This window comes from Cyclobacterium qasimii M12-11B (genome assembly GCF_000427295.1).
Classification (GTDB): domain Bacteria; phylum Bacteroidota; class Bacteroidia; order Cytophagales; family Cyclobacteriaceae; genus Cyclobacterium; species Cyclobacterium qasimii.
In genome coordinates, this window is record NZ_ATNM01000147.1 from 74,146 (window position 1) to 88,558 (window position 14,413).

Genomic DNA, 14,413 nt, shown 5'->3' on the forward strand with positions numbered 1-14,413 from the left:
CTTTCCGAACCTCAAATAAAAACAAACACGTTAAATGCCCAGACCAAAATCTAAAATAGAACTGATTTCCTTAAGCCAAGGAAATTTTGACAAGCTTATTGACTTGGTAAATAATTACCCAGAGGAAAAGGTTAATCAAACGTTTCCTGCTGGTACTTTAAATCGGGACATTAAGGATGTGTTGGCCCACCTGCACCAATGGCATTTGTTGATGTTAGAATGGTACAGGGTAGGAATGAAAGGAGAGAAGCCAGACATTCCCTTTCCTGGGTTTACATGGAAAACCCTTCCAGCACTAAACAGGAAAATCCGAGAAGAAAATAAAGATATTCCACTGAAAGAAACCTTAAAATTGTTGCTTCACTCTCATCTGGAAATCCATAAAATCATGGACAAACATAGCGAAGAGGAACTATTTGAGAAAAAACGATACCACTGGACAGGTACCACCTCATTGGCTGCTTACCTGATCTCTAATACCTCCAGTCATTATGATTGGGCATTAAAACTGATAAAAAAATCTCTGAAGTAATTATGAAATACGGCTATACGATATTTTACGTGGACAATGTCAAGGAAACGATCGCATTTTATGAAAAGGCATTTGGCTTCCATAAGAAATTCGTCACACCAGAAAACGATTATGGTGAACTCCTCTCCGGAGAAACAACCATATCCTTTGCCTCCATTGCATTAGGCAATTCAAACTTCAGTAAAGGCTATAATCCTATGGTCAAAAGTGATAAGCCTGCAGGAATGGAAATGGCCTTTGTGTCTGAGAACATTGAAGAAGACTTTAAAAGGGCCCTTGATGCAGGAGCTACCGAATTTGAGGCTATTAAAGAAAAGCCCTGGGGCCAAAAGGTAGGCTATTTAAGAGACATTAATGGTATTCTAATTGAGATATGCACGCCTATTGATAACAATTAAGTAGCAAATTTTAATTCATTCTAGCCTGCTACTTTTTCTGCCTTTACTCTTCTGGTTCAGGGTCAGGAGCAAGTTCATAACAGCCGATGGTAGGGAAATTACGCATTTCATTTCCTTCCAGGTCATAAGCTTGTTTCAATTCTGTTGCCGCTCCTATTAAAGGAGAGCCAGGTGCTGGTCGATAATTCCCATCAAACATATCTACAAAATAGGAAGCCTTTAATGGGCTAACAGAAGTGATTATTTTTCCTCCACCATTACCCGCCAATCTACCATATACGGTATTAATAATGGTAGCAGTTGCCCTTCTATCTATTATACCTGGAACGGTACAGCTCCTAATTACCGTACCAGAGGTATCAGGAAAAATCACAATTCCAGGCGAGTCACCAAGGTTACACATTTCTATAAGAGTGTCTGAGGCATCCTGAGCAATAGTGAGGCCTCCTTTGGCTCCGGATGAATTCATCACATCAATATATTTGAAATAAATCCCAGTTGGTTTTTTATCAGTAGCCCCATTGTTTACCGATTGACATATAAACCTGGTACACCCATCTATCAGAATATGTTTGTAACCGGAGTTTTTAATCCCAAAACTCTCATCCAAACCATTGTGGGCAACATGCCTAAATGGATTCATCGCATCCATATAGCCTTTCAAGTAAAACCACTCATAGGTGTGTTCTTCCGCTCTGATTTGTATACCCAAGCTTCTTTTATTGTCCAAACATTGGAGGTCAGCATACTTAAGCTCAACAAAGGGGGCGTTGGCAGCTGATAGAGGGGTTTCTGAATCGATTACAGTCGTATAACATCGGAAATTTCTGCCTTTTATAGCTCCACCTTCAAATTTTATCGCTCTGTATTTACTGTCATAGGTTTCAATATCCTGAAACAATGCCTCCAGGTAACCTGATCCTTCTGCTCCTGGGTGATTTTTAACCCAGAAAAAACCATCTTCCCACTCCAGTACGGTACTACATTTCAACCGTATAAACCGGTTGCCTTTTCCGTACATACCGACTTGATAAGGATACCACTCTCCATCACCGTCAAAATCGGTTTCAATGTCCATGATACAGATATTGTGCGCCACACCTTCCGGGTTAGTGGCCATGGTAAAGGATGTACCATTCAATCTGGCATCACCTACATCGCAAAATCGCTCAGAATTTTTGTTATTGCTCCCATCTATGATTGGTCGGGCACCTTTTCCCCAAGCACCTAAAGTAATGTATTCTGGCCTTTTTCCCCCAACCAGCGGATTTTGGACCTTGGTCCAATCTTCTATTCGCTGCCCTCTTTTCCACAAATAAAAATTGCCAGATTTTCCTGTAGCAATAGCAGGTGCACTTCCATAAAAATGGTCTTTCCATGCCTTGTACGGGCTCTTTCTTGTTCCTGCTCCTTTTACCTTTACATCATAGTCAAAATAAACACAATTCTTAATGGGTATTCTATAAACCTTGCAAATGGTCTCCTCGAAATACGTTTCAAATAATTTTACCCTAACAGTAAGGTATCTAGTTGCCGAAAAAAGAGAGGCTTTATCAATTGACAGCTCGCCTTCAGCGGAAACAGAGAAAGCATTGTCCTCATTTCCATTGCTAATTTCAAAGGTGTAGGATGAATCATCAATAGACGTTGCCCACCTTCTATTGAAAAATTTTTGATGGCTCCACAAAAAATTAACCTTGCCAACCTGATCCCCATTTTCACAATCCTGGGGCAAAATATAGTATTGATTATAAACCGGCTCCTTAGAAGCAATTTCAGAAACTGTTCTAATGTCTTCAGTATGCGTAATTGGATGCTTAAATGAGGAATAGTCTTTCATAGTAAACGCAATGTTGCCTCCTTGATTTATTTACCGGCCCATATATCATATGGATCCATCTATTTAGAAAAAAACACCTAACCTATTTGGTCTACTTGTGCTTGTAAAATAAAAATGACCGCTTAAAGTCTCGAATTCAAAGGTACAAATTATTTCTTTTTAGAGACAATTACACAGATTACAACTACCCGGAAATTATCTTCAAAAGACCTGCTTTAAAGTAATTTAACCCAGAAAGAGAAATGCTATTCAACCTTTTCTTCATTATTGGTAACTATTAAAAAGGACAATAAATAAGCCCTTCATATCACACTAATGCTGCCACCAGTTGGGTTCAGACATGATAAGACTGTCCAATACAATTGGTTCACCAATTCTTGGCGTAATAATACCTAACCCCAATGCTTCGGCTTTTTTAGTAACCCGCTCTACAGGATCGGTCCAAGTGTGGTGAGACAATTTAAAAGCTCCCCAGTGAATCGGCATTATTGTTTTAGCCTTAACATCTACTCCGGCCATGGCCGTTTCTTCGGGAAACATATGCACCGTTGGCCATAATTCATTGTATTGGCCACACTCCATTAAAGCCAGGTCAAAAGGCCCATATTTTTCTCCTATTTCTTTGAAATGGGACGCATAGCCACTATCGCCACTAAAGAATAGGTTTTCGGTTGGAGATTGAATGATCCATGAACTCCATAAAGTTTGGGCCCTATCGGAAATACCCCTTCCAGAAAAATGCTGGGCAGGTGTACAACGAAAGGTCAAATCCTCAAAATTCACTTCCTCCCACCAATCCAACTCGACAATATTTGCCTGATCAACTCCCCAAGCCTCTAAATGTGCCCCAACTCCCAAAGGGGTATAAAAGGTTTTTACTTTGTCTTTCAACTTTTGAATAGAGCCATAATCCAAATGATCATAATGATCATGTGAAATGAATACAGCATCAATAGAAGGTATCTTCTCAATCGCAATTGGAAGTTCACTGCTAAACCGCTTGGTGCCCAGCATTGGATGGGGGGCAGGTACATTTCCGAACATCGGGTCTATCAGGATGGTTTTATTGCTTATCTGCAATAGAAAGGAGGAATGCCCAAACCATACCAACCTCGTTTTTGGCCCATACTGTACTATATCCAAAGAGTCGATTTTAAGCGTTTCAATGTTTTCATCTGGAACCGAATGAGGTATTGGTCGTATCATCCCTTTAATGGCTTTGAGCATATCTCCTCCACTCAATTCCATATTTACGTCACCATTATTAATAAATTTCCCCTCCTTAAAGTGCTCTGATTTAGGGTATAGCGCTCTTTGTTTTTCGCTGGCCTTACCTCCAAACTCGGGACTAAAATGTAAGAACAAAAATCCAGCAATGACAACTAAGGCAATTGTTCCTATCAGTAATGCTATCATACTATATATAATCTTTTTAAGTGTCTTCATTTATTTAAATTGGGATAATAAACTCTTTTTGAAAAGAGAGATTTTTAGAGGTTACTTTAAAACTGTTTTTTCTTGCCGCTAGTTATAAAAAATCATGTGGAAAAATTAAAATATTGCGTCAGGCTGTTGTAAAAACAACGTATTCATATGGTTTTAGAAGTAATTCCAAAGTTTACGATCAAATGACATTTGTGGTTTGATTTATTTCCTAAAGTAGGAACAGCCTTAAGAATTAATAATCCATCTATAAACTGAGGTTTTGCAATAGACAATCCAATTACATAATCTGGAATAAAAGCGTTTCTTCTGCTTAATTTACGAATAGTATTTTCTAAAGGGCTTTCTTACTCGTTTTAAAATACAACAGGTTTTAATTACCTTCGTTTTTTCATCAAAAAAGTTTAGAAAATGGAAATATCAGGAAAAATCATACAAGCACTTGAGGAACAATCCGGAAACGGTAGAAACGGCACTTGGAAAAAAAGGGACTATATTCTGGAAACAGCTGGTCAATACCCTAAAAAAGTGTGTCTAACCGTATGGGGAGACAAAATCGATCAATTTAATATTCAGCAAGGACAAGAATTGACTGCAAGTATAGAAGTTGAAAGCAGGGAATTCAACAGTCGCTGGTACACAGATGTTAAAATTTGGAAGGTAAATACTTCAGGTTCTGCTAATGCTGCTCCTGCTCCAGCGCAAAACAATGATATGCCTGATGTAACCACGTTTAATGATGAAAATGATGGTGACGTTTTGCCTTTCTAATTGCTAATTCAAACCCAGAGAAAAAACAAAACTATCTGGCTAACCTGAAAAGGAAACAAACCAATTGTAAATATATAGTCGCTTTTAACTGATATTGAGCGAATAATCTCAAAATCAGCTATAAAAATTAAGTGGACAAAAAAGGCGGACTCTTTAACAGGGTCCGCCTTTTTTTATTCTTTTTAACTGTTTAACACTTTTTTCCAACCTAGCTCTTCTACATTTTTCGCAGATTCTTCCACTTTATCAGAAAGGGACTGTTTAAATTTTTCCAGGTTCTGTGAGACTTCCTCATCAAAAGCCCCGATGATGGATGTTGCAAGTATGCCAGCATTCTTACCGCCATTTAGTGCAACAGTTGCCACAGGAATTCCTGAAGGCATTTGTAATATGGAAAGTATACTGTCCCAACCATCTATGGAATTGGAGGATTTTACGGGCACACCGATTACCGGCAAACTGGTAAGAGATGCCACCATTCCTGGCAAATGAGCTGCTCCACCTGCTCCTGCTATAATTACCTTCAGCCCCCTTTTTTTAGCTTCGTGGGCATAGTTGATCATGCGAACTGGTGTTCTATGTGCCGAAACGATTGTCAGTTCGTAACCAACATTCATCTCTTCTAGAAATTTAGCTGCTTCAGACATTATGTGAAGGTCTGATTGACTTCCCATGATGATCCCTACTCTTATCTCACTCATGCTTTTATTTTTATAAGTTCCTTTATTCTTTCTGCTTTCTCTTTTAGCAAGCTCGCATCATCTGCTAAAAGCGTAACATGTCCCATTTTCCTAAATGGCTTGGTGATTTTTTTACCATATAGGTGAAGGTATACGCCTTTCTCCATTATGGCTTCATCTAATCCCTCCACTATGGCATCACCTGTAAAACCATCTTCTCCCAACAAATTAATCATGGCTGCAGGACCTCTTAGTCCAGTCTCGCCCAATGGCATTCCCATTACGGACCTTAAATGTTGTTCAAATTGAGAAGTAAAATTAGCCTCTATGGTATGATGTCCACTGTTATGAGGCCGAGGTGCTATTTCATTAACGAGTAGTTCACCAGACTTTGTCAAAAACAGCTCAACAGCCAACAAGCCCACCATGTCTAGCTTTTGGATAACCTCCTCTGCCAATTCTCTTGCTTTGGCATCCACTTCTGCACTAATATCTGCAGGCGAAAACAAAAATTCTACCAGGTTGTGTTCTGGGTGAAAGGCACATTCCACGGAAGGGAAACTTTTAACTTCCCCAGCTTCATTTCTGGACACTATCACCGCCAACTCTTTGTCAAAATCTATTAATTTCTCCAATAAGCCTGGTGCATCAAAAGCCTTTTCCAGATCTTCGACTGTTCTCATCATTTGCACACCTCTACCATCGTAACCCTCTTTACCAAGTTTATTTACTGCTGGCAAGAAATCAGCATTTTGCTTTACCTCCTCCTTATTATCTGTTAATATAAATGGAGCGGTGGGGATTCCCTGGTCTAAATAAAATTGCTTCTGGGTCCTTTTATCCTGAATAAGCGCTATAATATGCGGTTGTGGAAAAACTTTTTTTCCCTCTTTCTCAAGTTGAAAAAGAGCTTCGGTATTTACATGTTCTATTTCAATTGAAATGACATCGCAATCTTTTCCAAAGGCATAAACTGCATCGTAATCCTTTAAATCTCCGTTTACAAATTTATTGCTAAGGTATTTGCAGGGAGCATTCGGGTCGGGATCCAAAATATGAACCTCAAGGTTATAATTGATGGCAGATTGGATAAGCATTCTTCCCAATTGACCTCCACCCAAAATCCCAAGAGTTTTTTGCTGATAGTTTTTCTGCACAGTGTGGTAATTTTACGTTTTTGTACTGCAAAATTAAGGATTATCCCCGATTATGTTGCAGGGAACACCAGTGGCAAGTAAAATTAATCTGTATAGACCAATTTAAACTTTCAAATACCGGTTTTCTTTAGGCAAATTTTAAGTGGGTTAACACCATTAGCAATGGCTTTTAGGCAATCGAGAAAACGATTCTGCTTGCTTGAAAACAAAGTATTCAGGTTTTGAATGTGAGTTTCCTAAGAAAAAAATAGACAAAAAAAATGGGCTACCCAATTAGGATAACCCTCAAATTTTCTAATTATTTATTGCGTATGCTAGACCGATCTTCCACTAATAAGGCGGAACAATACAGCTATCACAGCCAAAACAAGCAAAATATGGATTAGACCGCCTACGCTATACACAAAGGCACCTATAATCCATCCGATAACAAGAATAAGTGCGATTAAATACAATAGAGAACTCATGGTTGTTTGGATTAGTTATGGTTATAAAATTTAAGGATATAATACCAATTTTTATGCCAAAACGAATTAACCACTTTCTCTAGGATGCGTTTTCTATTTTTATTCCCATCAACTCCATAAGCTTTTGCGCATTAAAATTCGGGCAAGACCCCTTCTTAATGGTATAGTCAAAAACAATCTCGTCCTTCTTAATGTCATGGTGAAAACTGTAATTCACCAAAAAGGGCAGTTCCTTTTCCAAAGTACTTAACTCAATATCATGGGTAGAAATGATTCCCTTAGCCTGGGTTTTCGCCAATTGCCTGATCAAGGCCTCACTTCCCAAAACCCTATCGGCCGTATTGGTCCCTTTCAGAATTTCATCTAATAGGTAAAAAACGGGTTCTCCTGCAGCAGCCTTTTCCAATACCCCTTTAATTCTAGCCAATTCAGCATAGAATGAACTTACACTCTCACCTAGACTATCTGTATTTCTCATACTGGTATACAATAAAAACGGTCCAGTACTAAAGGACTTTGCAAAAGGAGGGACTCCCATTCCTGCCAGGACTAAATTTATACCAAGGGTTCTCATAAAGGTCGTTTTCCCAGACATATTGGAACCCGTAAGCAGAACCACCTTCTCATTTTCCTTCAAGCTAAAATTATTAGCGACACAAGTCTTAGGCGCTATAAGTGGGTGCCGAATGGCTTCCCCAGAAAATGAAAATTCTGCTGTCCAGTTTACTTTGGTAGACAGCTCTTCCTCTTCAATAAATGAAGCCAAAGAAACCAAAGCTTCCCAGTTTTCAAATGTTTCTTCCCATTCCCTCATATTTTGGCCGGCAAGCTCGTTCCATTTTTTTAATCGGTACAAGACATAAAAGTCTACCCAAAAAAGAAGATTGAAAATAAGGTACAACATATTGGTCCTGTTCTCTACCAAGAAAGTGAGACTTTCCAATTGTTTGAGCGCTTTTGAGGCCAGGAAATCCTTTTGCTTAAGAGGTGTTTGGTGCTTTAATAAAAGAGGGTTTTCAAACTGTTCCTTTTCAAGAAGCTTTGCCCAGGCTTGTAAAGTCTTTAGGTCATTGTCATTAGGCAATGCTTTCATGGCTTCCATCAAAGGTTTGAAGATCAAACCCAATAGTCCCATTCCCACTAAGATAAAAATGCTCAGGTATAGGGTAGAAAATACACTGTACAAAGCCCCAAAAAGAACAATTAAGCCCACTATTGGGCCCAAAACCATAGGAAGGAAATAAAGTGAATGCCAGGGTTGACTATTTTTAAGCCAGGCATAAAACTTTGCCTTTCCATCTGTAGCATTGTCTTTTTTCATGAAAGCCTTTCCAAAGGCTTCAAAAATAAAGATGAAGTCTTTCTTGCTACTCAACTCAAACAATGCCTGTTGTTTTTCGGCCGCTTTCTTTGGAGCAAGAGGCGTTTTCAACCAATTGGCCAATAGTGCTTTTCCTCCCCGGCTCACGGTATGGTTGATCATTTGAAACAGGGAGTGCGTTCCAAATAAATCCAGGTCACTTGAAAAAGGATGAGCGGAATCCATAAACTCCAACCCAGAATCAAATTCTTTCAATTCCCGGTTTTTACGCTTTACCCGATTTTCGTTCATTTCCTTTACTGCCTTGTAAAAAGCCTCACGGTCTTTTTCCTTATTAAACTTCAGGATCAAGGATACAAATACAAAAGTTACTGGAAAAAAAAGAATTAGCAGCCAGTGTATTTCAGAAATTCCCACAACAAGAAGTACGAGCATTAACAAGAAAAGCCCAAGGCGTCCAAAAGACAATAGGAGGACTTTGTCCCGAATGGACGCTAGTTTTTTATCAGGATCGGAAAGGTCAAATTCAGTATTCATGAAGTAGAGGATATTTTGTCAAAAGGCGGAAACATGGAAATAAACACTGGCTTTTTTAATCGCCACTAAATCTAATGCTCAATCCAGGCTTATTGAAATATAAATGTAGTATAAAAAGTTAAAATAATCGGAGCAATTGTAAATAGCATAACTCTACTCCCTATCTCCATTTCATATCAAGCTGAACTAAAATACCCTAAATCATGGGCCCAGGTATTTACAACCCTAATAGCAAAACACCATAGCGATGCTATGGTGTCGTCGAAATCAAATGCATTTATCTTATATATACTTAAGCAGGCATCAATTTCTCAGCTTTATCTGGAACGGTTTTTTTATCCTTGATTTTCAAAGCAATAAGCAAGGCACTCAAAGAAGTAACCAACCAAAAAGCATCAATTAAAAAGATATCTGAATAACCCCCTTGCCAAACTTACCCAGAGCCAGTTTCCTGTTACTATTCCATTGGCAATCGGTACCATCAACCCCAAAACACTTCCCAATACCAATGTCCACTTATTGGTTAAGCCATTGTTTTTAATGAAAGTAAAAACCAAGGTTAGCAGGAGCCAGGACCAGAAAAATACCTGAAAAATAAATGCCTCCCGATCAGCGGATGGATCCTGAAGACCTAGTTTCACCATGAGGAAACTGAAGGCTGTAACAGGATACATGCTTAGACATCCTGCCAAATAAAACCATACTAGCCAGGCATTAAATTTTCTTTTTACCGGCGATACATGCTTTTTATCCCTCGCTACCAACCATATCATTACGCCTGATATAATCACAAAGCAGGTAATAATTCCTAAAATAAAGTAAATTAATTTTACGGTTATACCACCGAAATCTCCAAAATGAAGGCGCTTCAATACTGCTCTGGAACCATCTATATAGGAAACGTCTTTGAAAGGGTTTTCTTCGCCTACAATTTCTCCTGTAGAAACCTTATAGGTGACAATCCCTGCGCTGGCAAATTTTCGGTCAAAGTCCGCCATACCTGAAAAACTAACATGCATATTTTCATCCCCATAATTATAAATATTAACAGATCGAATGTCAAATTGAGGCCATTTTTCCTTTGTTTCCTTTAGAAATGGATTGATAGCATATTCACTTTGCAAAGTTTTTCCTGAAAATGCATATTTAGGTGCGTTAAAGCCAAAATCATCATAGGCCTTTTCTGTATTGTCGTCATAAATAAATTTCACAATGGCCGGAGACATTATCGTAGTCCCTACAATTAAATATACACCCGTAAGTGCAAATATGAACTGGTAAGGCAAACCCAAAATCCCAAGTGCAGTATGTGCATCTGTCCAAAGGTTTTTAATACTGGCTTTGGGACGAAACATGAAAAAATTGCTAACAATTTTTTTCCAATGAACCAATACGCCAGTGATAACTGCAAAAAGAAAAAAGAAGGCGACAATTCCTGCCAACAGATAACCTGATCGACCATAGAAGTTAAGCTGCGCAAAAAAATGTAATCGGTACAGGAACTCTCCTAAAGAATAAGAACTCTTACGATCATACGTTTTCAAATCCTGGGTATTCATGTACATGAAAGTCCCTCTCCTACGTTTTTTGGTCTCCTTTTCTTCAACACTTTTAGGTGGAGAAATATTTAAAGTCAAACGCTGCTCATCATAATATTGATTAAAACTAATGTCTCTATTTACCAAAGTATCATTCGCTTTTAGAGAATCAATCACCCTGTCAAAATCCATTTCTCCCATCTTCCATCCTTCAGACAGCGACTCATTTCTTTCCCAACTATTGATTTCATCACGGAAGAAAGAAAAAGATCCAGCAAAGAAAATAACATACAAGGCCAGGCTGATGAAAATGCCTGAAATGGTGTGGGTGTGGAAAAGAATATTGTATATCCTATTGCTCATGAGTTGTAATTTAAAGGGATGGAGGTTTACAGAAATAGACGATCGTGGAGAAGGCAAGGGTGAGCAACAAATAAATCGCCCATACTTTCCATCCTTTTTTTGCAATGAATGCTATAATCAGTAGGGTTACCCAAAGTATAAATCCACCAAATACCAGTGTATAAAGGACTGATGCCTTATCCCATAGGAAGGAGAGGGCAAGAAAAAAGGACGCTGTAACTAAATAGCCTCCTACGAGGCCTGCAGTAATCCTTGAAAAGCGATGTAGAAAATTGGGCGATAGGTGTTTTTTATTGGCTGGCATGACTATAATAATTCAAGGATAAATAATACACCAAATCCTGTAAGTAGCCAACCCGTTTTAATCCAGCCAAGTGGAGAAATTATTACTACCAGGCTCCCTATCAGCATTAGGATACAGGTGAATGCGAAGCTGCCCGCGCCTATGCCCAATCCGAAAATTGACAAAACAAGCCCAATGACTAATAAAACGGAACCCAAAATTTTCGCCAATTTTTCATTGGACTTAAACCATGCTTCCAATGAAACTGGCCGTAAAAGAGTGGCTTTATGAGACGTTTGGTAAAAAAATTCAAACCCTGCCAGGGTAAAAATTGTGCTTAATGTAATCATCTTTTTATCTTTCTCTGGTCTATATTTATCCTGTACTAAGCAATAGGATTTGTGATCGCTAATGCCATTTTTTCCATTCCTTTAATAGGCAACTGTTCCAAATTCAATAACTAGAAACATCAGAGCGACCACGAAGCAATAATGGTCACCCTGATGAAAAAAATCAATATTAAAAATATAGGATCTAAGCTTAAAAATCACGTTAAAAAGTACCCACTGTCGTTTTTGGAAATCACTCCACCTCAATCACCTGAGTGGCACATCTCCAAATTGCTTTTAAACCTGAAGGGTCCCCCGCATTCAGTTGGTCTGTATAGGTTACTTCTGCAAAATATTTTCCTTTGCGCTCCATAGTGGCTTTAGCTTTGCCTTTTTTCCCAGTAAGAATCTCCTTATTCTCCTTATCTGGTCCCAATACATTGATGGAAGCATCAGCCAGGGCATTACCTTTATAGTTTACCTGGAAAGAAGATGATTTTTGTTTCCTTGACAGAGAAAGATCCCTTTGCTGTTTTGAAACCTTTTTTCCTTTCCCGGACCAAACCTGAGCATAAGCATTGAACTGATAGGCTGTGGTCCCTTTTAATACCTTTGCCGTATGGCTTATCTGCAACTGGTACTCACCCTTTTCTTCCACGGCAAAACTCCCTTCAAAATGATCCTCCTTTGCTTTCGTCTCCAATTTGGTTTTCTTCCCTGATGGGCTGATCAACCAAAGCTCAAAATCCTCCACATCTGAATACCAATCGGCTAACGCTTCAATGGCATTTTCATGATAATCTGCATAATACACCTTGAAGTCATGTGTTTTTCCAATTTCAGTATTGGACGAAGTATGTATCCATAATGCATGCGCTTGAGCACTAAAAGCAAGTAGGGAAAGCAAAAGGGTCAGGTAAACTGTATTTAATGTTAACTTTTTCATTTGAAATATTTGACTTAAAGTTTTCGAATCATTTCTATTAATTGAAGCTGTTCATTGGCTTCAATGGCACCAGCTTTTAGTGTGTAAAACTCTTCTTCCGAAAATGTAAATTGGATGTCATGGTGATAGGTTTCAATGAACACCCTATCCACGCCGTCAAGGCATGGAAATTTGTATTGCTCAAAATCCAACTGTTTCAAATACCTAATGAAAGCTGCAAAGTTTATCTCGTCGAAGCCAATCATCACTTGATGGTACATCAGACCCATTCGGTCACAATCCACACATTTGGTAAAAATGAAATCCTTGTTTTGATAGATTATTTCGGTTCTACATACTGACATTTTCGGTTATTTAGAGTTTGGTAATTCTCTTATTACTGATTATGCAATAGTTTTGGTCATGAGCACAGCCAATATCATGAAGACAAAAAGATCGTTGAAAACAAATTCTGAAATGGCTAGCCTGCTGCTTTTCGAATCAATTAGGGCCTGGGGTTAATTGTCACATCTGCTGCCCGAAACATAGCGACAACTCACCCAGGACTTAAAATTTTTCTCCAGACGCGATTAATCCGCAGGTTCTAAGTGGCTGATGGCAGTAATTTTTCCACCTTCTACCTTCAAACCTTCATTGGCCGTAGCGGTATTGGCGTTGAATTCATACACCCAACTTCCGTCTTCGGTCGTGATCCCAATATAAGCTAGACCGTCCTTTGCAGAATAATTATTGATAGTCACATTTACGATCGAAGCTTCTGCAGGAGTGCCAGTCACCCATGTGAAAGTCTTGTTATACACATCAGCTACACCGAAGCGCTTGCCTACAGTATAAGCACCTTTCTCTTTATTCATTGTTACAATAAATTTACCGTTCCCCGCATAGGTGTTTGCTGTGATGTAATAATCATCAGCCAGCTCCTGCACATTGAAATAGTAGGACTCGTCAAAAGCCAAAGTCCCCTTATTTATCCTTGTGATAGCCGAAGGAAGCGTCGAAGTCATTTCCCCATTTGAGGAAGCTACTGAACCTGAAAAACCATATGCATCCCCCTGCTCATCCACTTCAAGACCTGAAAGAAAATACCTGCCAAGAAAACTGGTTCGGTCATCTTTAATCACTGTATTCAATTCCATACTAGGGTAATCAAACACTGCAACCCACGAACTATCAGGGTAGCTAGTTCCAAAACTGTCATTGCAGCAAGCCTTGATGCTGAAGTAAGGAGCGAAAAGCTTGTCTCCTACCTGAGTAACCCATGAGAAAAAAGCACGTTCTCCATTGTCAGCTATTTCTACCTGATTCCAGGTACCTTCATCTACGATCTGCAATTGATCAGCATCCATTCTATACCATGAGGCAAAAGGATTGGTCTCACTCCTGCTTATTTTCACCATCACTATATCATCGTCCATCGCACCAAAAGCCTGCACTGTTTCTGACTGAAAATCAGACAATTTCTCTAGGTCGCCATTAGCATTTAATTCATAAGTAGTCACGGCTCCCGGGTTTCCCTGCCCGTAAAGCATGCTGAAAAACTTGTTTTTGTGCGTCACATAATACCGATATGTCCCGTCTTGCTCCACGCCATTACCTAGTGTGCTCACTGTCCCTTCAGTCAGGCTTTCAGCAGTCAAAAGATAATCTGCTACTCCATCAGAAGAGATAGGAGTGGATGCAATTATGTAGCGACTTTCAGTAGTCGGTTGGACAGGATCTGGTTCGGGATCATCTGTAGGGTTACAGCTAGAGAAACCGACAGTCAAGGATGCCGCAAAAGCTAATAGGTAGTTAAAATTGGTTTTCAT

14 protein-coding genes are annotated in these 14,413 nt (G+C 39.1%); 3 read left to right on the forward strand and 11 right to left on the reverse strand.

Annotation, left to right across the window (positions count from 1 at the left end; all coding sequences use genetic code 11):
* Positions 1-34 precede the first annotated feature (34 nt).
* Entirely contained in the window at positions 35-532 is a 498-nt protein-coding gene (locus ADICYQ_RS19315; RefSeq protein ID WP_020889649.1) for a ClbS/DfsB family four-helix bundle protein, read from the forward strand.
* Between the two features lie 2 nt (positions 533-534).
* Complete coding sequence (locus ADICYQ_RS19320) at positions 535-930, forward strand: VOC family protein (protein ID WP_174779581.1); 396 nt, start codon at positions 535-537, stop codon at positions 928-930.
* Between the two features lie 43 nt (positions 931-973).
* Here the strand turns inward: ADICYQ_RS19320 and ADICYQ_RS19325 are convergent, their stop codons facing one another.
* Together ADICYQ_RS19325 and ADICYQ_RS19330 are read right to left on the reverse strand one after the other, a co-directional pair.
* Positions 974-2,770: a hypothetical protein gene (locus ADICYQ_RS19325; protein WP_020889651.1), complete on the reverse strand. Its 1,797-nt coding sequence runs from the start codon at positions 2,768-2,770 to the stop codon at positions 974-976.
* A gap of 312 nt (positions 2,771-3,082) precedes the next feature.
* Positions 3,083-4,186, reverse strand: coding sequence for an MBL fold metallo-hydrolase (locus ADICYQ_RS19330; RefSeq protein WP_020889652.1), 1,104 nt, complete (start codon positions 4,184-4,186; stop codon positions 3,083-3,085).
* A 438-nt stretch (positions 4,187-4,624) separates the two neighbouring features.
* On the opposite strand from ADICYQ_RS19330, the gene ADICYQ_RS19335 reads away from it, so the two are divergent.
* Positions 4,625-4,984 carry a DUF3127 domain-containing protein gene (locus tag ADICYQ_RS19335; RefSeq protein WP_020889654.1) on the forward strand — a complete coding sequence of 120 codons (360 nt, stop codon included), beginning with the start codon at positions 4,625-4,627 and terminating at the stop codon, positions 4,982-4,984.
* A gap of 182 nt (positions 4,985-5,166) precedes the next feature.
* Here ADICYQ_RS19335 and purE read toward each other — a convergent pair whose 3' ends face one another.
* From purE to ADICYQ_RS19380, 9 genes are all read right to left on the reverse strand, one after another.
* A complete protein-coding gene (purE, locus tag ADICYQ_RS19340; protein ID WP_020889655.1) occupies positions 5,167-5,685 on the reverse strand; it encodes a 5-(carboxyamino)imidazole ribonucleotide mutase in 519 nt (172 codons plus the stop codon).
* Complete coding sequence (locus ADICYQ_RS19345; protein WP_020889656.1) at positions 5,682-6,821, reverse strand: 5-(carboxyamino)imidazole ribonucleotide synthase; 1,140 nt, start codon at positions 6,819-6,821, stop codon at positions 5,682-5,684. The genes purE and ADICYQ_RS19345 overlap by 4 nt, the downstream gene beginning before the upstream one ends.
* A gap of 314 nt (positions 6,822-7,135) precedes the next feature.
* On the reverse strand, positions 7,136-7,288 hold the full coding sequence (locus ADICYQ_RS27225) for a lmo0937 family membrane protein (RefSeq protein WP_146947531.1): 153 nt from the start codon (positions 7,286-7,288) through the stop codon (positions 7,136-7,138).
* Positions 7,289-7,367: 79 nt separating this feature from the next.
* Positions 7,368-9,146 (reverse strand): MutS-related protein, encoded by a 1,779-nt coding sequence (locus ADICYQ_RS19350; RefSeq protein WP_020889657.1) that lies wholly within the window; start codon positions 9,144-9,146, stop codon positions 7,368-7,370.
* A 395-nt stretch (positions 9,147-9,541) separates the two neighbouring features.
* Positions 9,542-11,047, reverse strand: a complete 1,506-nt coding sequence (locus ADICYQ_RS19355) for a PepSY-associated TM helix domain-containing protein (protein ID WP_020889658.1) — start codon at positions 11,045-11,047, stop codon at positions 9,542-9,544.
* A gap of 10 nt (positions 11,048-11,057) precedes the next feature.
* On the reverse strand, positions 11,058-11,351 hold the full coding sequence (locus tag ADICYQ_RS19360; protein ID WP_020889659.1) for a hypothetical protein: 294 nt from the start codon (positions 11,349-11,351) through the stop codon (positions 11,058-11,060).
* Positions 11,352-11,912: 561 nt separating this feature from the next.
* Positions 11,913-12,605, reverse strand: a complete 693-nt coding sequence (locus tag ADICYQ_RS19370; RefSeq protein WP_051160294.1) for a hypothetical protein — start codon at positions 12,603-12,605, stop codon at positions 11,913-11,915.
* A gap of 14 nt (positions 12,606-12,619) precedes the next feature.
* On the reverse strand, positions 12,620-12,949 hold the full coding sequence (locus ADICYQ_RS19375; RefSeq protein ID WP_146947527.1) for a DUF6686 family protein: 330 nt from the start codon (positions 12,947-12,949) through the stop codon (positions 12,620-12,622).
* Positions 12,950-13,174: 225 nt separating this feature from the next.
* Positions 13,175-14,413, reverse strand: coding sequence for a DUF4374 domain-containing protein (locus tag ADICYQ_RS19380; RefSeq protein WP_020889663.1), 1,239 nt, complete (start codon positions 14,411-14,413; stop codon positions 13,175-13,177).

Excerpts from the sequence above, each read along its gene's own strand:
- ADICYQ_RS19370 (WP_051160294.1), bottom strand. The coding sequence starts at position 12,605 with ATGAAAAAGTTAACATTAAATACAGTTTACCTGACCCTTTTGCTTTCC.
- ADICYQ_RS19380 (WP_020889663.1), bottom strand. The coding sequence starts at position 14,413 with ATGAAAACCAATTTTAACTACCTATTAGCTTTTGCGGCATCCTTGACT.
- ADICYQ_RS19320 (WP_174779581.1), top strand. The coding sequence starts at position 535 with ATGAAATACGGCTATACGATATTTTACGTGGACAATGTCAAGGAAACG.
- ADICYQ_RS27225 (WP_146947531.1), bottom strand. The coding sequence starts at position 7,288 with ATGAGTTCTCTATTGTATTTAATCGCACTTATTCTTGTTATCGGATGG.
- ADICYQ_RS19360 (WP_020889659.1), bottom strand. The coding sequence starts at position 11,351 with ATGCCAGCCAATAAAAAACACCTATCGCCCAATTTTCTACATCGCTTT.
- ADICYQ_RS19335 (WP_020889654.1), top strand. The coding sequence starts at position 4,625 with ATGGAAATATCAGGAAAAATCATACAAGCACTTGAGGAACAATCCGGA.
- ADICYQ_RS19325 (WP_020889651.1), bottom strand. The coding sequence starts at position 2,770 with ATGAAAGACTATTCCTCATTTAAGCATCCAATTACGCATACTGAAGAC.
- ADICYQ_RS19330 (WP_020889652.1), bottom strand. The coding sequence starts at position 4,186 with ATGATAGCATTACTGATAGGAACAATTGCCTTAGTTGTCATTGCTGGA.
- ADICYQ_RS19375 (WP_146947527.1), bottom strand. The coding sequence starts at position 12,949 with ATGTCAGTATGTAGAACCGAAATAATCTATCAAAACAAGGATTTCATT.
- ADICYQ_RS19355 (WP_020889658.1), bottom strand. The coding sequence starts at position 11,047 with ATGAGCAATAGGATATACAATATTCTTTTCCACACCCACACCATTTCA.
- ADICYQ_RS19315 (WP_020889649.1), top strand. The coding sequence starts at position 35 with ATGCCCAGACCAAAATCTAAAATAGAACTGATTTCCTTAAGCCAAGGA.
- ADICYQ_RS19350 (WP_020889657.1), bottom strand. The coding sequence starts at position 9,146 with ATGAATACTGAATTTGACCTTTCCGATCCTGATAAAAAACTAGCGTCC.
- purE (WP_020889655.1), bottom strand. The coding sequence starts at position 5,685 with ATGAGTGAGATAAGAGTAGGGATCATCATGGGAAGTCAATCAGACCTT.